The organism is Leptospira sp. WS58.C1 (assembly GCF_040833995.1).
Taxonomy (GTDB): Bacteria; Spirochaetota; Leptospiria; order Leptospirales; family Leptospiraceae; genus Leptospira_B; species Leptospira_B cinconiae.
On the sequence record NZ_CP162138.1, the window covers coordinates 94,855 to 112,282 of the forward strand.

General features: G+C 41.9%; 14 protein-coding genes. 8 read left to right on the forward strand and 6 right to left on the reverse strand.

The genetic code is table 11. The annotated features are described in order from the left end of the window. Positions 1 to 6 precede the first annotated feature (6 nt). The 3 genes from AB3N61_RS17480 to AB3N61_RS17490 are packed head-to-tail and all read left to right on the forward strand — an operon-like array spanning position 7 to position 4,361. Positions 7 to 306, forward strand: coding sequence for a DUF362 domain-containing protein (locus AB3N61_RS17480; protein WP_036089812.1), 300 nt, complete (start codon positions 7 to 9; stop codon positions 304 to 306). Then, entirely contained in the window at positions 303 to 4,040 is a 3,738-nt protein-coding gene (metH, locus tag AB3N61_RS17485; protein ID WP_367899301.1) for a methionine synthase, read from the forward strand. Before AB3N61_RS17480 ends, metH begins: the two co-directional genes overlap by 4 nt. A gap of 6 nt (positions 4,041 to 4,046) precedes the next feature. Further along, entirely contained in the window at positions 4,047 to 4,361 is a 315-nt protein-coding gene (locus AB3N61_RS17490; RefSeq protein ID WP_020769987.1) for a hypothetical protein, read from the forward strand. 90 nt (positions 4,362 to 4,451) lie between these two features. On the opposite strand, the gene AB3N61_RS17495 is transcribed toward AB3N61_RS17490, so the two are convergent. Further along, positions 4,452 to 5,075, reverse strand: coding sequence for a hypothetical protein (locus AB3N61_RS17495; RefSeq protein ID WP_020769940.1), 624 nt, complete (start codon positions 5,073 to 5,075; stop codon positions 4,452 to 4,454). Between the two features lie 67 nt (positions 5,076 to 5,142). After that, positions 5,143 to 6,174, reverse strand: a complete 1,032-nt coding sequence (locus AB3N61_RS17500) for an LIC_20087 family outer membrane protein (RefSeq protein WP_036089877.1) — start codon at positions 6,172 to 6,174, stop codon at positions 5,143 to 5,145. Positions 6,175 to 6,294: 120 nt separating this feature from the next. Between AB3N61_RS17500 and AB3N61_RS17505 the strand changes: the two genes are divergently transcribed. Beyond that, on the forward strand, positions 6,295 to 7,590 hold the full coding sequence (locus AB3N61_RS17505) for an ATP-dependent 6-phosphofructokinase (protein ID WP_367899302.1): 1,296 nt from the start codon (positions 6,295 to 6,297) through the stop codon (positions 7,588 to 7,590). 36 nt (positions 7,591 to 7,626) lie between these two features. Here AB3N61_RS17505 and AB3N61_RS17510 read toward each other — a convergent pair whose 3' ends face one another. Together AB3N61_RS17510 and argB are read right to left on the reverse strand one after the other, a co-directional pair. Then, complete coding sequence (locus AB3N61_RS17510; protein ID WP_020769983.1) at positions 7,627 to 9,375, reverse strand: GAF domain-containing SpoIIE family protein phosphatase; 1,749 nt, start codon at positions 9,373 to 9,375, stop codon at positions 7,627 to 7,629. A 98-nt stretch (positions 9,376 to 9,473) separates the two neighbouring features. Then, positions 9,474 to 10,346, reverse strand: a complete 873-nt coding sequence (gene argB / locus AB3N61_RS17515; protein WP_367899303.1) for an acetylglutamate kinase — start codon at positions 10,344 to 10,346, stop codon at positions 9,474 to 9,476. Between the two features lie 43 nt (positions 10,347 to 10,389). Here argB and AB3N61_RS17520 point away from each other — a divergent pair, with 43 nt between their 5' ends. Then, positions 10,390 to 11,106, forward strand: coding sequence for an SDR family NAD(P)-dependent oxidoreductase (locus tag AB3N61_RS17520; protein ID WP_367899304.1), 717 nt, complete (start codon positions 10,390 to 10,392; stop codon positions 11,104 to 11,106). Here AB3N61_RS17520 and AB3N61_RS17525 read toward each other — a convergent pair. Together AB3N61_RS17525 and AB3N61_RS17530 are read right to left on the reverse strand one after the other, a co-directional pair. Beyond that, positions 11,093 to 12,799, reverse strand: a complete 1,707-nt coding sequence (locus tag AB3N61_RS17525; protein ID WP_367899347.1) for a M61 family metallopeptidase — start codon at positions 12,797 to 12,799, stop codon at positions 11,093 to 11,095. The genes AB3N61_RS17520 and AB3N61_RS17525 overlap by 14 nt on opposite strands. 63 nt (positions 12,800 to 12,862) lie before the next feature. Beyond that, on the reverse strand, positions 12,863 to 13,342 hold the full coding sequence (locus AB3N61_RS17530) for a peroxiredoxin (RefSeq protein ID WP_020770082.1): 480 nt from the start codon (positions 13,340 to 13,342) through the stop codon (positions 12,863 to 12,865). A 128-nt stretch (positions 13,343 to 13,470) separates the two neighbouring features. On the opposite strand from AB3N61_RS17530, the gene AB3N61_RS17535 reads away from it, so the two are divergent. The 3 genes from AB3N61_RS17535 (at position 13,471) to AB3N61_RS17545 (ending at position 17,426) form a co-directional block, all read left to right on the forward strand. Beyond that, positions 13,471 to 15,735: an adenylate/guanylate cyclase domain-containing protein gene (locus AB3N61_RS17535; protein ID WP_367899305.1), complete on the forward strand. Its 2,265-nt coding sequence runs from the start codon at positions 13,471 to 13,473 to the stop codon at positions 15,733 to 15,735. Positions 15,736 to 15,787: 52 nt separating this feature from the next. Then, positions 15,788 to 16,156 (forward strand): hypothetical protein, encoded by a 369-nt coding sequence (locus tag AB3N61_RS17540; protein ID WP_020770170.1) that lies wholly within the window; start codon positions 15,788 to 15,790, stop codon positions 16,154 to 16,156. A gap of 163 nt (positions 16,157 to 16,319) precedes the next feature. Beyond that, positions 16,320 to 17,426, forward strand: a complete 1,107-nt coding sequence (locus AB3N61_RS17545) for a hypothetical protein (RefSeq protein WP_367899306.1) — start codon at positions 16,320 to 16,322, stop codon at positions 17,424 to 17,426. Positions 17,427 to 17,428 lie beyond the last annotated feature (2 nt).

Below are 17,428 nucleotides of genomic sequence, written 5' to 3' on the forward strand. Positions count from 1 at the left end.
GAGGTTGTGGCATACGTAGTAACTGAGCCCTGTGTAGGGTGTAAAATTACTTACTGTGCCGCAGCCTGTCCGGTGGAAGCTTTCCGAGAAGGAAAGGATTACTTAGTCATAGATCCGGACATTTGTATCAATTGTAATGATTGTTTGAGAGAATGTCCGGTGAATGCCATCTTCCCGGAAGATGAAGTACCGGTAATTTGGAAAGATTGGATCACTTTGAACGCAAAAGAATCGAAAACGTTACCGATGATCAATGATCTTAAAAAACCTCTGTTAGATAAACGCTGCAATATTAAAGAATTATGAAACATAAATTTCCCACATATACAAACCCCAAAGCGCAAGAACTCTTAAAATTATTGGAAGAAAGGATCCTAGTTCTTGACGGAGCAATGGGGACCATGATCCAAAGATATGGCCTGGGAGAAGAAGACTTCAGAGATGAAAGACTCAAAGATCATCCTTCCGCATTGAAGGGAAACAACGATTTGCTTGTGATCACGAAACCGGAAGTGATCGAAGAAATACATTATAAATTTTTAGAAGCAGGAGCGAACATTCTAGAAACGAATACGTTCAGTTCTAACAGGATCTCTCAAGCGGATTATAATGCGGAAGCTTATGTTGACGAGCTGAACAGAAAAGCGGTCAAAGTCGCTCGTGCTGCAATGGAGAAGTTTTCGAAAACTCATCCGAATCAACCGTTATTCCTTGCCGGCTCCATTGGACCTACTACTAGGACCGCTTCTCTTTCTCCCGATGTGAATAATCCCGCGTTTCGTGCAGTGACTTTCGACGAACTGGTAGAAACGTTTTACGAGCAGGTCAGGGCATTGGTGGAAGAAGGAGTGGATATTCTTCTTTCCGAAACGAATATAGATACTTTGAATTTAAAGGCGATCATTGTTGCCATCGAGAATGTATTCAAAGATTTGAATGTACGGATCCCGGTATCTCTTTCCGTCACGATTACCGATGCTTCCGGGAGGACGTTGTCAGGACAGACGATCGAGGCATTTTACAATTCCATTTATCATGCAAATCCTCTCTCTGTTGGGATCAATTGTGCCCTGGGTGCGGGAGAGATGAGGCCTTATATCGAAGAATTGTCTAGGATCTCAGGCTGTTATATTAGTTGTTATCCGAATGCAGGATTGCCTAACGCATTCGGCGGATATGATCAAACTCCCGAAGAATTTGGAAAGTTTTTGGATGATTTTTCCAGCCAAGGCTGGTTGAACATTGCGGGAGGATGTTGCGGAACAACTCCTGCACATATCAAAGAAGGTGCTAAAGCAGTCCAAGGTAAAAAACCTAGACTAATACCTGAGATAGAAGGGAAGACCAGATTATCCGGATTAGAACCTTTGAATATAGATGAAGCGACCGGTTTCGTCCTAATAGGGGAAAGAACGAACGTAACAGGTTCTCCTAAATTCAAGAGGCTTATCTTAGAAGGAAATTTTGAAGAAGCCGTATCAGTCGCTTTGCAACAAGTAGAAGCTGGCGCAAACATCATTGATATCAATTTCGACGAGGCTCTTTTGGATGGAGAAGCCTCTATGAAAGAATTCTTAAATTTGATCGCGGTCGAGCCTGATATCGCAAAGGTTCCTTTTATGGTCGACAGTTCCAAATGGTCCGTTTTAGAAACCGGCTTAAAATGTATCCAAGGAAAACCGATCGTGAACTCTATCTCTTTAAAAGAAGGGGAAGAGAAGTTTTTGCAACAGGCAAAAACGATCAAAATGTACGGCGCTTCTGTCATCGTAATGGCTTTTGATGAACAAGGCCAGGCGGCTACGAAAGACGACAAAGTCCGTATTTGTAAAAGAGCTTACGATCTATTGGTGGAGAAGGCTGACTTTTCCCCATTTGATATTATCTTTGATCCGAACATTCTAACGGTCGGAACGGGAATAGATGAACATAATAATTACGCGGTCGATTTTATAGAAGCAATCAAAGAGATCAAAGCTATTTGCCCAGGAGCGAAGATCAGCGGAGGCTTAAGTAATATTTCCTTCTCATTCCGCGGGAACAATCCGGTTAGAGAAGCGATGCACTCCGCATTCTTATTCCACGCTATCAAAGCCGGAATGGATATGGCGATCGTAAACGCAGGTATGCTTGCAGTTTATGAGGAAATTCCTAAAGATCTTTTGGAAAGAGTGGAAGATGTCCTATTAAACAGAAGATCCGACGCAACCGAAAGATTGATCGAATTTGCGGAATCCTTTAAGTCAGGCGAGAAGGTCGAAAAAAAAGAAGAAGCCTGGAGAGAGGGAACAGTCGAGCAAAGATTGGAATATTCTTTAGTAAAAGGAATTGTAGAATACATAGACCAAGACACGGAAGAAGCAAGACTCAAATACGATCAACCTTTACAAGTGATCGAAGGTCCTCTGATGGATGGAATGAGGGTTGTAGGCGATCTATTTGGATCTGGAAAAATGTTTCTTCCTCAGGTTGTAAAAAGTGCTCGGGTTATGAAAAAATCCGTAGCTTACCTTCTACCTTTTATGGAAGAAGAGAACCGTAAACAAGCTCAGTCATCCGCTAAACAAAAGTTCCTGATCGCTACAGTAAAAGGGGACGTTCACGATATCGGTAAAAACATTGTGGCAGTCGTACTTGCATGTAATAATTACGAAGTGATAGACCTCGGTGTAATGGTCCCTTGCGAAAAAATCTTGGAAGAAGCAAAAAAGCAGAATGTGGATATCATCGGTCTGTCCGGCCTTATCACTCCTTCTCTGGATGAAATGGTCCACGTTGCTTCCGAGATGAAGAGAACGGGCTTCAATATTCCTTTATTGATCGGAGGCGCTACTACAAGCTCCGCTCATACTGCGGTAAAAATTTCGGAAAAGTACGACCAACCAGTGGTTCATGTTTTGGATGCTTCTCGGGTCGTAAACGTCGTCGGAAAACTTTTAAACCCTTCTTTAAAACCGGATTATATAAAACAAATCAAAGAAGAGCAGAAAGTCCAAAGAGAAATCTATTTTAATACTAGAAGCGATCGTAAACTTGTTTCTATTGAAGATGCTCGTGAGAATAAATATGTTACCGATTGGAATGTGACACAAGTAGCTAAACCGAATTTTGTTGGAGTTCGAGTTTTTGATAATGAAGTCTCTCTGGAGGAACTCGTTCCTTATATAGACTGGTCTCCATTCTTTCAAGCCTGGGAATTGAAGGGACGTTATCCGTCCATTTTGGAAAGTGAGACTTACGGTAAACAGGCCAAAGAATTATTCAAAGACGCTCAGAAACTGTTGGAAGATATCGTTTCTAATAAAAGATACACTACCCGAGGAGTGATCGGGATCTTCCCTGCAAATAGTGTTGGCGATGATATAGAAGTGTATGAAGACGAAACCAGGACGAAAGTTAAGACTGTTTTTCACACCCTGCGTCAACAGATAAGTAAAGAGGAGAAAGACGAACCTAATTATTGTTTGGCGGATTATATCGCACCTAAGGATAGCGGGATTGCGGATTATATCGGTGGTTTTGCGGTCACCGCGGGTCATGGAGTGGAAGAATTTGCATCCTTATTCGATTCTCGTTTAGATGATTATAATTCCATTATGTCAAAAGCCTTGGGCGATCGTTTTGCCGAGGCTTTTGCCGAATATATGCACTTGAAGGTCCGGAAAGAACTTTGGGGTTACGTAGCGGACGAAAATCTATCCTCTGAAGAATTGATCCGGGAACGTTATCAGGGGATTCGTCCTGCGGCTGGCTACCCAGCAAGTCCGGATCATACTGAAAAAAGGACCTTATTCGATCTATTAGAGGTGGAGAAGAATACGGGCATTACTCTCACTGAACATTTTGCAATGATGCCGGCAAGTTCCGTGAGTGGCTTGTATTTTGCTCATCCTGATTCTAAGTATTTTGCAGTGGCGAAGATTAATAAGGACCAGGTCCAGGATTATGCGAACAGGAAAGGAATGACCATTTCCGATGTGGAAAAATGGCTTTCTCCGAATTTGGCTTATGACCCCCAGGAGGCTGTTTCCAGAGTCTAATTTTTAATGAAACGATTTGTCGAAGTTACTACAATTCCGGTTCATTCTGAATACCAGGATGAATCGGAGCCTGGAACGGAGTTTCCATTCCATCCTTGGTTGGCATCTAAAATCAGGGAGAAGCTGGGTAGGGAAGATCTACTCTTGAAGCTAAGTGAGATTCGTTGTGAGGAAGTTGCATGCCCTGTGATGGAGACTAGGATTGAGGTCATAGATACTACATCCGGCGAAACTGCATCTATTCTCAGATTTGGCAGAAAGAAAGAACAAATCAATAAGCTGGATCTGCAACTTTCCTTTCAGAAAATGCAAAATTTGTAGTAACTTCGACGGAATTCAGACGCGAATTCAAATTCCGCTATCGAAAGATCGTTATAAGCCGTGGTTTCCGTCGAAGTTACTACAAACCTCTCAATTCAAAACAAAACCCGAAATTACCTTCTCAAAATTCGCCTTTTCTTTCTCAAACTGGCTTTCTAGGGTAAAAGTAGAGAACTGAACTGAACCGAAATTACCGCTAGTTAGAAAGGAATAAAAAATAAATCTAAGACCTTTGATCTGTGCCGTATAAGTGACAATCTTTCCAAGGACTCCGTTCACGGAACAATCTTCTATGTTTAAGATCCTCGCATCCGGATCCGTTTTGACTACATTTAATAGAACTAATTCAGGAAATGATTCCAAAGGAATTTCCAAACCTTCATAGATTACCATCGCGTTGCCGGTTCTTGTTTGGTTTACGAAATGGAACTCTGCAAATTCATGGTTTTCGGTCACACTTGTCCATTGGGCCGAATTATAAAAAACGGAATATACTCCTGACGTACTTTTAATCAGACTAGTTTGGTCGGTCCCTTTCAGGATTGGCCTGGTCGTATTTGATTTTTTTGATGGATCTACTTTGGGTTCGGGGGCATACTGCCAGGTAAAATTTTCTTTTAAGATTATCTTCTTTCCCGCTTTTGTATAAACCACTTCATCGGCCCATATCGTCGTAACAGCACAAAATAAGATTAGGAATTCGATTTTTTTCATAGGCCTTTCTCCTAAATTTGGATATCGGTGTGTAGCGTCGGAAAATGATATTAGAAAAAATTGATCTTTATTTTTGTAAATTTGGAGAACTATCGGAGAATTTATATTTTACCCCGAGCATACCTTGGATTTCGGGGGTAAGTAATCCGTCCATATTCGGAAATGGCTGGTGAAGAGGCAAACGTACTAAACCTTCGAAACTCAAGTTTTTTGTTGAAATGGAAAATCCGGGGTTTACGTAATATTCGTAACCTTGCTGCCAACCTTTGAAAGCTTGGGGGGTATCGATCGGTAAAAAACTCTTATCGTTAAATCTTTTGATTCCGGAAACTTGTAAGAAGAAATCCATCTTATTTAAACTGCCGGAGTTTGAGATCAAAGAATAACTTATACCAATGGAGGATTTTGCAGATTCGGGAATCGCTAAACCTACGTTGTTACCGACCATTCTCCAGCCTAGATCCATTTGGATCCCTGCGCGTCCGAGCAAATATCCGAAAAGTAAATTCCCTGCTTGGTTATCCAAACCCCTAGAAAGATTAGAACCTAGTCCAGGCAGAACGGAAGAAGTCACTCTCACGTCCGTTAAAGGATCGAAAGCCCTTCTTTCCGTATTCGCTCCCACATAAGCTTCGGATTTATTTTCTTTATTCTGGCCCATGCTCATTGCCATTACAAAAACCTCTTCTCTTCCGAGGGAAGGGTAGAGGGCGAAAAATTCTCTCTTTTGTAGAAGAATTTTAGGTTGGTTCGGTAACTTATTCGGCAGTCCCGGAATCGAATCGTAAGATGCGGATTCGGTCGGGAGGTATTCCTGAAACACTTTCATTTCATAAGGATATTTGAATGTAAGAGCGGAAAAAAATTGGACCTTATTCTCTTCCTTCTCGTCTTTCTGGTCGGAAGTTCCCTTTTGGGAAAATAGGGCTTTATTTTTGGAAAAGTTGTCGAAAGAATCCCAGAAAAAAGTAGAACTGTTCTCTCCGTAGATTACGGACAGGCTCGCTATAAAGGGAATGATCACCTGCAGGATGGAAGGAAAGGTCTTTCTAAAAAACGAGCGCTTACGTTTAGGAAGAGATTTGGAATCAAATGTCATTTTCTCGGTTCTCATCCTATATTTATTGATATATGACGGAATATTCTGCTTTGCCAATGATAATTCCGTCATATTTAGCAAAAAAACCAACCTTCTATAATTTACTTGGAATCGGTAAAAATGAACACAAAGATCAGAAATTTCGGCCCCTGCAAATTTGAAAGTCCGGCCGCCTATGAATATTACACCGCAGACGAATCCAAGGTGGTTTTTAAGACGGTATTCGAAACGGAAGAGAACTGGAAGGAATATATAGAAGAAGGCGCCGAATTTTTCGAACAAGCAGGTCCTAGAAAGAAAATCTATTTCGACCCGAAAGAAGTAACCGCCGGGATCGTAACCTGCGGCGGGCTTTGTCCAGGGATCAATGACGTGATCCGAGGGATTGTAATGGAATTAAATTATAGATACGGGGTCAAACGTATCCTTGGATTTCCTTACGGTTATCAGGGCCTTGTCAAAAAGTATGATCATAAACCTATAGAGTTGAATCCCGAAAACGTGGCTCATATAGGAAGGGACGGAGGTACGATTCTTGCCTCTTCCAGAGGGAACCAAAATCCTTCCGACATGGTGGATCGACTCTCTTTATATGGAGTCAAGATGCTCTTCTGTATCGGAGGAGACGGAACCTTAAGAGGTGCAAAAGAGATCGTTAAGGAGATTGATAGAAGGGGCGAAGAGATTTCGGTCATCGGAGTTCCTAAAACGATAGATAACGATATCAATTATGTGCAAAAAACTTTCGGATTTTCCACGGCCTTCTCCAAAGCGATGGAAGCTGTAGAATGTGCGCATGTGGAAGCAAAAGGGGCGCCGAACGGGATCGGTGTAGTAAAGTTGATGGGAAGACATTCCGGTTTTATCGCGGTGAATGCAGCTCTGGCTTCTCAAAACGTAAATTATTGCCTCATTCCGGAAGTGGATTTTGATCTGCATGGAAAAGGTTCCTTCTTAGATGTTCTCAAAAAAAGAATACAGACCAGAGAACATGCAGTGATCATCGTAGCGGAAGGAGCGGGACAAAAGTTTTTCGGCAAGACGGAAGAAAGAGACGCTTCAGGAAATCTAAAGTTAGGCGATATAGGGGTGTATCTTAAAAATTCCATCCAAGAATTTTTCAAAGCGGAGAAGATAGAAGTGAACGTAAAATATATAGACCCGAGTTATATCATCCGTTCCATTCCCGCAAACCCTGAGGATTCCATTTTTTGCGGATTTTTAGCCCAGAATGCCGTACACGCTGCTATGGCAGGCAAGACGGATATAGTGATCGGTATGTGGAATAACGTATTCACACATCTTCCGATCGATATAGCCATCCAGGAAAGAAAAGTGCTGCAACCTACTAAGAGTACTTTATGGAGAACCTTGCTGGCCTCTACAGGGCAGCCCGCTCATATGGTGGCAGAATAGTAGAAGAGCCTATCTATTGAGTTATATTATGAAATTCTAATTCAGACGGACCATTACTAAAGTGTAATCGTCGTGAGGATCCGCCTCTCCTCTGAACGCATCGGTAGTATCCAGGATCAGTTCTTTTAGATTTTCCACAGGCATGTCCCCGTTTCTTTCTATCAGTTTTGCAAGATTTTCCAGAGAATACATTTCTCCGCCTTCGTTAGTGGTCTCGCTCACACCGTCGGTATATAGAACTAGAAGATCTCCCGGTTGGTATTCCACTTCATGTTCTTCTATCTCCGACTCTTTGATACCGAGAGGCATTCCTTTTCCGGAGAGAAGTAATACCTTCTTCTCTTTTGCTTTATATAATAGCTGCTCGTTATGGCCCGCACTAGAATAACGTATCCTTTTTTTGAGCATATTGATACGAGTGAGCATTACCGTAACGAACATAAAATAACCGGACTTCTCCTGGATGATCCGATTCGCCCCCATAAGGCTGATGCTTGTGGAAGAGTTACGCGCCACTTCACCTGCGATAATCGTTTTGGAAAATTCCATAAACAATGCTGCGGCGATCCCCTTTCCGGAAACGTCCGCGATCAGGATACTCACTTCGTCAGGATTATGGTAGATTAGATCGTAAAAATCTCCGCCGATCTCCTTAGATGCGGTATAAGAAGTTTCGATCTCCAAAAGATGCATCTTCTTAGGAATATTAGGCAATGAGTTCAGCTGGATCTGAGAAGCGATCTGCATGTCTCTTCGGATAGAGGTTAACTTCTCCTTTTGGTTCTTTGCCAAAAGACTATTATATGCTTCTGCGATCTGGTTGGAGATCGTGCTTAAAATGGAAAGATCCTGGTGAGAGAAACTATCCCCACTGATCTTATCCGCAGCGTTTAAAACGCCTATGATGGTACCGTCTTGGCGGATCGGAACGGAAACAAAGGATCTTGTCTTATAACGATTTGGGGTAAGAAGGTCCGGATTGATATCCGTTTGTCCTTGTACTAAAAGAGCTTTTCCCTGGGATAAAATTTCGTTTAAGATCCCTCGGGACTCATCCACCAAATGGGATTCTTCTTCCAGACTGAAACCGATTGATTTTGAGAGTTCGAAAGATTTTGTTCTAGGATTTTGGAAGATTAAAGAAACTCTTTCCGCACCTAAAACATCGGAGATGGAGTTTACTGTCAGATTTAAGAATTGGTCCAACTCGCCGATATTAGAAATCGCCTGGCTGATCTGATAGAGACAGTCCAATTCTCTCGCGCGATCTTTTAGATCGCGGATCAATTTTCTGTTACGGATCGCGATTGCAGCAAGATCGGAAAGATATTCTAATATTTTAATATCCTTAATTGTGAATTCGGGCCTTTCCAAAGAGTTCACCGCTTCCAGTACTCCCTGGATCTCTCCTTGGGCCTTCATCGGAACGCAGATCAGGTTTTTTGTGGTAAATCCGACTGCGTCGTCTATATTCCTATAAATCCTAGGATCGTTTGCCGCATCGTTAACGATGACAGGTTCTAAACTTTCTAGAACCATTCCGGCGATCCCTTTTCCTCTCGGGACTTTTAATTCTGTGAGGGACTCTCCCTTATCACCTTTAGCGACTTGGAATACGAGACAATCTTCTTCCCGATCGTAGAGTAGAAGGGAACATCCTTCCGTATTGAGTACATCTTTTGTGGTCTCTATAATAATTCCTAAAAGTTCTTCCAGATCATCCGTGGAGTTGATCCTGGCGGTAATGTCTGAAATAAGCGCTAAGGAGAGCTGTTTGAAACTCATTTGGTCCGGGAATACTTCTTTTTTTGAGAGATTTTCAGATTGGAGGGCTTATTCCAGCCCAAATCCAACTCCTGTCAAGGAGATTCGGAATTTCCATCTTATTCGATCAAGGAACCGATCCCTTGATCGGTAAAAATTTCGATCAGAATAGAATGGGGGACTCTTCCGTCAATAATATGAGTCCTTCTCACTCCTTGGTCAATCGCAGAAAGACAACATTCCACTTTGGGGATCATTCCTCCGGTGATATCTCCTTTTCGAATATAATCTTTTACTAAGGCACGGTTTAAACCGGTTACTAGTTTTCCGTCGATCAGGATCCCGCTGGTATCCGTAAGTAGGATCAGTTTTTCCGCTTTCAGAGCTCCTGCCAATTCTCCCGCAAAAGTATCCGCGTTGATATTTAAGGAATCTCCTGATCCCGATTCGGCAACAGGAGAAATGACCGGGATAAAACCTTTTTCTTGCAGAGATAAAATGACAGTCGGATCTATTTTGTCGATCTTACCGACAAGACCCACATCCACGAGTTCCGATTTTTTTCCTTCTACATCCACTTCGATCTTAGTCTTGGAAGCGACTGCCAGATTTCCGTCTTTTCCGGAAAGTCCTACTGCATTCCCACCTTCTTTATTGATCATGGAAACGATCTGTTTATTTACTTTTCCGGTGAGGACCATTTCTACCACGTCCATGGTCTCTTCATTTGTGACCCGATGTCCATGAACGAACTCGGTCGGAATATTCAGACTATCTAAGAGTCTGTTTATTTCAGGCCCACCTCCGTGTACGATGACCGGATGGATGCCTACATATTTTAGAAGAACGATATCTTTTGCGAAAGATTCCTTTAAGTCGGCCTTTGCCATTGCAGCCCCGCCATATTTGATGACCACGGTTTTCCCGGAGTATTTCGTAATATAGGGAAGGGCCTCCAGAATATTGTTGACCCTCTCAAAGGAATGTTCCATACCAAACAGAGAAATCGTTCCCCACTTGTACGTCGATTCGGAAATGTTTACAATTTTAATCACTGGAGGAAGTGGGGGCCTGGGTCGCGCTCTCGTTTCCGAATTAGGAAGTTCCGGATATTCGATCCTAAATTGGGATCTAATTTCTCCCGACAAACTCCATCCAAACGAAACATTCCAAAAAATGGACCTAACTTCTTCGGACGAACTGGAGAATGCCTGTAAAAATTTCCAGTCCGAACCTTCTTCTTCTATCCGTGGGTTTATACATTGTGCGGGTTACGGCGGTCCTTATCATAAAATCACCCAAGTTTCTTTGGAAGAATGGGACAGGATCTTTTCCATTAACCTTCGCTCTGCTTTTCAAATTACAAAATCGTTACTTCCAATTTTTAGCGCCCAAGGATTCGGAAGATTCGTTTATATCGCATCTTCATTGTCCGTGCAAGGAAGCGCCTTGTCCGTTGCCTACTCCTCTTCCAAACATGGTATGATAGGTTTTATGAAATCGATCGCTGCGGAATGGGGAGAAAAAGGAATTACGTCTAACGCAGTAAGTCCCGGTTATATGGAAACCAAGATGGGCATCCAAGAAGATCAAGTGGACGATCATCGCAAAAAAATAATAGAGATGACCCCCGTTAAGAAGATCGCTTCTCCGGAAGAGATCGCGAGAGTGGTGACTTTTTTAATTTCTTCCGAGTCCGGTTATATCAACGGTGCGAACTGGACTGTGGACGGAGGAATTACTTCGATCTAGTTTTTTTGGGAGAAGGTTTCGAAGTCGCCGGATCTTTTCCCAAGTTCAAAAAGATCTCTCTCAATTCCTTGGTAGAGTCCTCCACTTTTTCATCGATCCATAGTTCGTTTGCAGATGGGGAAGAATCGAATTTGATCTTTCTTTTTAAGATTTTCCCTCTTCTGGAAAGAAGAAGGTCCGCTTTTTTACCAGGCTGGTATTGATTTAATAATTCTGTCCAATTGCCTGGGAGAATCCTTTTGTCATCCAAAGCGATCCATTCGTCGCCTAGATTGATATCCGTTTCTTTTACGGATTTGGAAAGAAGGATCTTACTTACGATCATTCTTCCTCTTTCTTCTTTTACCCTAAATCCGGATTCGATTTTAGGTTTGGAAGCGGTCCTTTCCACCCCGATCAGATGTAAATATTTTTCAACAGGAATACGCTTCGGTTCCACGATATAAGGATCGAATTCCAGTTTAAGATCCAGGCCTGTGACCTTCTTCGCCGTTTGGAAAAATTCAGCCTTGGTAAATCCTCTTTTTTTCTCCTGGTGGAACTGCTTGTTCAAAGCAATCATGATATCGACTAGTGATTTTTTACCCTTGGTCTCTTTCAGGATATAAATATGTATGCTTAAGGATAAAATAGCACCTTTCGTATAATAAGAGATCCCGGTATTCGAAAAATTCGGATCGAAAGGACGATTATAATATTTAGTCCAAGCGGTAAAACTGGAATCTTCCAAACTCATCCAGGATTCACCCAAAGACTCCTCCAACTCCCGTATGTCCTTCCAAAGTTTGTTCAGATACTGCTGGGGGGAATAAGATCCGCAAAGAAGTAGAAAGTAGGCGTCGAAGAAGCTAGTGATACCTTCCGCGATCCATAATTCTTTTGTTAAATTCGGTTTTTGGTAATCGAAAGGGCCGAGCGCGATCGGACGAATTCTTTTTACATTCCAGTGATGGAAATATTCATGAGATAAAAGTTCTAAAAGTGTTCTGTAATTATCGGGGCTGGACCATCCATTCGGATCGAATTGGTTGATGCTACTATTTAGATGTTCCAATCCTCCATACTGATTATCGCTCATATCCAAAGCGAATAGATAATATTGATTTTCCGTTCCGCCCAACAGTTTGATCTGGGTTTCCACAATGGTTGCCAGATCCTTGGAGATCTTCTTCTTATCCTTTGTTTCAATATCTCCTAGGATGACTAGATCGAATTCGCATCCTTCTACGCTAAAACTGAGCTGCTTTTCGTTTGTAAGAAGGATAGGACAATCGAAAAATTCATCAAAGTTCTTTGCCTTCCAGGTTTGTTTGGAACCTTCCTTCTTCTTTAATCCCGTATAACAAAAGCGAAAAGGAGTTAGGGTTCTCCAACTCAGCTCCGGTTCCAGATCGATCCGATCTTTCGGGTATAAGAATGTTGCGGGAGGGTGGACTAAAATAAAATCGCTAGTGAAATAATTGGTTCGAACCGTGTGTTCGAATCCGTAGACTAGATAAGAAATTTTGAATGTTTCTCCCTTGGAAGAAACTTTCCATGTATCCAAGTCCGTTTGCTCTAGGCTCCAGCCCGGTTTGGACTGTGTAAATTGGACTTGGTGGATGGATTTAGAATAATCTCGGATCTTGTAAGAACCCGGGGACCAGTTCGGAATACAGAGAAATGTTTCCTGTTTGTCCGGGTGGACTTCCATTTCCACCTTTAATAAATGTAGATGCGGTTGGTATGTATCTAATATATATTTTACGATCACGCCTTAGGCACCGGCCTCTTTTAAGATCGCCTCTAAAGTTTCGGCGACCGTTTTAGTGGGATCCACTTTTCTCCATACTTTGCGAATGGTCCCGTCAGGTCCCACCAAAAAGCTGTCTCTAGAAAGTCCCTTGAACACTCTGCCTTGCCATTCTTGGTCTCCATAAACTCCTAAGGGACCGCTCAAACTTTGTTTCGGATCGGACAGAAGAGGGAAACTTAGATTGAACTTGTCAATAAATTGTTTATGACTGTCCAAAGAATCGGAACTGATCCCATAGACCTTTGCCCCTGCTTGGGTGAACTTTTCCAAATTGTCTCGGTAAGAGCAGGCTTGTTTAGTACAACCTGGAGTGTCGTCTTTCGGATAAAAATACAACAAGGTCCAAGAACCGGCCGAGTCTTTAGGTAGATGTACGGTGTTTCCGGTAGAGCTGGATAAACTTACTTCCGGCAATTTTTTGCCTTCCCATGAGTCAGACATAAAGTTTTCCTCCTATTTTCCCTTCCGGATAGTTTCTACCGAAAACATTTTCGGGAAAAGGAAAAAATCCGCTAAAAAACTTGAAATCTCTCGGTTTTTCTCATCCAATTACTGCTGTCGAATAACGCATGCTGCAAAATCAAAAAATTCCCACTTTACCTTTTAGAACTCTAGTCTTTATTTCTTTTTTCTTATTCTCTTTTTTCTCTCTAGGTTCTCAGGAAGAAGAGCCCATCCTAGGGTGGAAAGACTTGGATCTTAAAAGATTGGAATGGGAATCCGTACAAGGATTTAAACCTTCATTCAAATCCGGTTTCGAATCCACAGAACCTGGATATGTAAAAATAGAAAAATTCCCGATCGTTCTGAACCAAATTTATAAAACTCCCGTTTCCGACAAGGTTCAGGAATTCACCATCCAGACAAAATTCAATCTTAGTTTCGATCCTAAGGCGAAAGTGTTCTTAAATCCGATCCGATTGTACTTAAATTTTATAGGAGAGAATTGGGAAATTTATCTGAACGGTAACCTTCTACAAAAAGAGATCCATTTGGACTCGAACGGAAAAATGCAAATCCGAAAAACTCTCAGAGATCTGGACGTGCAGGTGGATTCCAGTCTATTACAAGCCGGAGAAAATAGACTCGTATTTCACATGTTAGGAGATGGGCCGGCGGTTCATCTTTCTGAGGAAGAGTATCCTGTACTTTCCCCCATCTTCACTCCGACGAATGTGGACCTCGGATTTTATCTGGATGGGGATTATACTTTAGGCGTTGAATACGATTTTTCCAAGAAAATCGGGATCTTAATCAATTTAAGTTTAAATACGATCTACATATTTTTCGGGCTTTATCACCTTCTCATTTTTTCCAAACGAAGAACGGATAAATATAACTTATACTTCGGGATCTTCTCCATTTCCATGGCTGTGTACTCTTTGAGTAGATCCACGATCATTTTCGATTTTATTCAGGACAGTACTTGGATTACAAGAATTGAATATGGTTCGGTGTCCTTGCTTGCACCTTTATTTTTACTTTTTCTTCACGATTATTTTTACGGGTCCACTTTACCGAATAAGGCGATACTTGGCATTACAGGATGGAGTTTTATTATCTTCTTCTTTTCTTTTTTAGCTCCATTCCAATACTTAATGATCAGTTTGAGAGCTTGGCAGATCTCCATACTACCTTCTCTCATTTATCTATTGTACTTCATGGGAAAAGCGGTTTACCTTAGAAAAAAAGACGCATCCCTTATGGCGATCAGCATGTTCATCATCGTATTCATTTCGGGTTACGATGTATTGGACTCCATGTTTTTCCAATCCGGAATACGATTCACGCAGTTTGCATATCTTCTTTTTGTGATTTCCTTAACCACCATACTTGCGAACAGATTTATCGATCTGTACAAACAATCCGAAGAATTGAACATAGAACTTAGTCATCAAAAACTGGAACTGGCCAGGCAGAAGAATGCATTCTTCCGTTTTGTTCCGATGCAATTTTTGAGTGTACTGGGAAAAGATTCCGCGGTGGATGTGAATCTGGGCGATTCCGCATTAAGAGAGATGAGCGTCCTATTCACGGACATTCGTTCTTTTACTACCATCTCCGAGAAGATGACTCCCGAAGAAAACTTCCGATTTATCAACGGCTATCTGGCTAAGATGGAACCTCTGATCCAAAAATACGAGGGTTTCGTGGATAAATTTATGGGAGATGCGATCCTTGCCTTGTTTTCTGCGGAAAGAGTGATTCATTCGGAGAACAATTGGGAAGGAAAATCTGCTGCGGATCGAGCGGTTCTTGCAGCAATTGATATGAGAAGAAGGGTCCGAGAACTGGAAGAAGAAGTGAAAGGTTTACACGGACATGTAAAGGGTGTAAGGATCGGGATCGGTATTAATACGGGAAATCTGATGCTTGGGACTGTAGGATCTTCTCATAGACTGGACACAACCGTAATTGGCGACACTGTGAACGTTGCATCTCGTTTGGAAAGTCTTACGAATTTGTATAAGGCGGATATACTGATCACTCAAAATACATTATCTAGTCTTACTATTGCCGACGATCTTGCGATCCGAGAAGTGGATTCGGTCGTGGTCAAAGGAAAAAGCCAAGCGATCATCATCTACGAAATTTATGAGTCTGACGATCCACATATCCGAAAACTAAAAGATGCAACTTTGCCCCTGATTTCTCGTGGAATTATTTTGTATAAAGTAGGAAATTTTAAGGAAGCTCTCCAAAATTTCGAACAGGCCTTAAAAGTTTATCCTGAAGATATAGTCGCGATCCTATACAGAAAACGTTGCCAAGAATATATAGAATCTCCGCCTGTTGGGAATTGGGTCGGGGTCCAACATCTTTTGGAAAAGTAGAAGATCGTTTTTCGCTTTCCATAGGACCGGAGGCTTTTAAGAATAGGCACCTATGATTTCTTATCCGGTGTACAAGCTCATTCATATCCTCGGTATTCTATTCTTATTCTCCGCGTACGGTGGTCTGGCACTTCACGTAATAAGTGGGGGTACAAAAGAGAACGCTCCTAAAAAACTGATCGCTTCCGCTCATGGAATAGGCATGACCTTTATATTGATCGGAGGTATTGGAATGCTGGAAAGAATAGGACTTTTGACAAGCTTTCAAGGTTGGATTATCGCCAAGGCCCTGATTTGGCTTTTCTTCGGCGGATTATTGACTGCTTATTATAAAAAACCTGAGTTCGCAAAAATACTTTGGTTCGGTCTTCCCGTGCTTGGTACATTCTCCGCATATTTGGCATTATACAAACCATTTTAAATTTTTTTAAAGAAGGTTTTTTAAGATACTCCCGTTTGAATTTTTAAGAATGGGAATATAAGGATCCGGTCCAAAAGGCCCAGGTCCTCGAGCCCGGGACCGGATATTTAACAATGACCTAAGTTTTGGGGCGGACTATAAAAATGTGTGAAGGGATAAACTTATGGCAAAGGTAAACGTTTCCAAATCGGTCAAAAAACCGTCCCCCAAAAAAGACTCCAGTCTCAAACCTATCAAAGATTTTCTAGGTTCTCGTGATCTTCCAGCCCCAGTGGATCGTTTGGAAGACGTCCGCAGAAGAGCCAGAAGGTTTAGGGATAGGTTTTTGTCGGGACCACAAGTCGTATATTACAAATCCTTTGATCTGGTGCGTGTACCTTATCCAACTAAGTATGCTTTGTTGAACGCTTTTAGTTTACCCACGCCGTTTTTGCATATCATCAATCGATTATTCATCATTCAATACAAAACTTCGGAGGGGATTAAGACCCTTTTATTCTCTCCATCCGATGTGGATGCGAACGCAGAAACTCCGTTTTTCAAAAGACTTTCCCAAAGTTTCGGCCCTTTTCAGGACCTTGGTAGAAAGATTATGGCTCCTACTTTGAATACTGTCGAACAATGTCTGAAACAAGTAGGACTTCCTCCGGAGAAGGTGGATTATATTTCGTTCGATCATTTGCATACCCAGGATCTGCGTAAATGGTTAGGAGCGAATGGTCAGCGAGGATATTTCCCGAATGCAAAACTTTTAGTAATGAAAGAAGAATGGAATTCTATCCAAGGACTGCTTCCTCCTCAATCCGATTGGTACTGTCCGAATGGATCCGGCGGTATTTCCATGGATCGGGTTGTTTTATTGGATACTGATACCGAATTAGGTGGGGGAGTGGCTTTGATCCGAACCCCCGGTCATACCTACGGAAATCATAGTTTGGTAGCAAATACTCCGGAAGGAATTTTTGTGACGAGCGAAAATGGAGTAAGTGCAGATAACTATAACCCGCTTAAGTCTAGGATCCCTGGCGTGCGAAAATATGCAAAAAACACAGGCATGGAAGTGATCTTAAATGGAAACACATTGGAGATAGGCCTTGATCAATATATCTCCATGGTACTGGAAAAAGAGATTGCGGGTCCTTCTTTGCGAAATCCGGAATTTTATAATGTTATGCCTTCTTCCGAAATGAGCGGTTTCTGGCTTTTCCCCGGAACTAGTCCAACCTTCTCATTCGGACAATTAGAATTCGGTAATATAGTTATCCGTTAGGA

Excerpts from the sequence above, each read along its gene's own strand:
- AB3N61_RS17500 (WP_036089877.1), bottom strand. The coding sequence starts at position 6,174 with ATGACATTTGATTCCAAATCTCTTCCTAAACGTAAGCGCTCGTTTTTT.
- metH (WP_367899301.1), top strand. The coding sequence starts at position 303 with ATGAAACATAAATTTCCCACATATACAAACCCCAAAGCGCAAGAACTC.
- AB3N61_RS17540 (WP_020770170.1), top strand. The coding sequence starts at position 15,788 with ATGATTTCTTATCCGGTGTACAAGCTCATTCATATCCTCGGTATTCTA.
- AB3N61_RS17495 (WP_020769940.1), bottom strand. The coding sequence starts at position 5,075 with ATGAAAAAAATCGAATTCCTAATCTTATTTTGTGCTGTTACGACGATA.
- AB3N61_RS17535 (WP_367899305.1), top strand. The coding sequence starts at position 13,471 with ATGCTGCAAAATCAAAAAATTCCCACTTTACCTTTTAGAACTCTAGTC.
- AB3N61_RS17505 (WP_367899302.1), top strand. The coding sequence starts at position 6,295 with ATGAACACAAAGATCAGAAATTTCGGCCCCTGCAAATTTGAAAGTCCG.
- argB (WP_367899303.1), bottom strand. The coding sequence starts at position 10,346 with ATGGAACATTCCTTTGAGAGGGTCAACAATATTCTGGAGGCCCTTCCC.
- AB3N61_RS17545 (WP_367899306.1), top strand. The coding sequence starts at position 16,320 with ATGGCAAAGGTAAACGTTTCCAAATCGGTCAAAAAACCGTCCCCCAAA.
- AB3N61_RS17530 (WP_020770082.1), bottom strand. The coding sequence starts at position 13,342 with ATGTCTGACTCATGGGAAGGCAAAAAATTGCCGGAAGTAAGTTTATCC.
- AB3N61_RS17520 (WP_367899304.1), top strand. The coding sequence starts at position 10,390 with ATGTTTACAATTTTAATCACTGGAGGAAGTGGGGGCCTGGGTCGCGCT.
- AB3N61_RS17490 (WP_020769987.1), top strand. The coding sequence starts at position 4,047 with ATGAAACGATTTGTCGAAGTTACTACAATTCCGGTTCATTCTGAATAC.
- AB3N61_RS17510 (WP_020769983.1), bottom strand. The coding sequence starts at position 9,375 with ATGAGTTTCAAACAGCTCTCCTTAGCGCTTATTTCAGACATTACCGCC.
- AB3N61_RS17525 (WP_367899347.1), bottom strand. The coding sequence starts at position 12,799 with ATGGAAGTCCACCCGGACAAACAGGAAACATTTCTCTGTATTCCGAAC.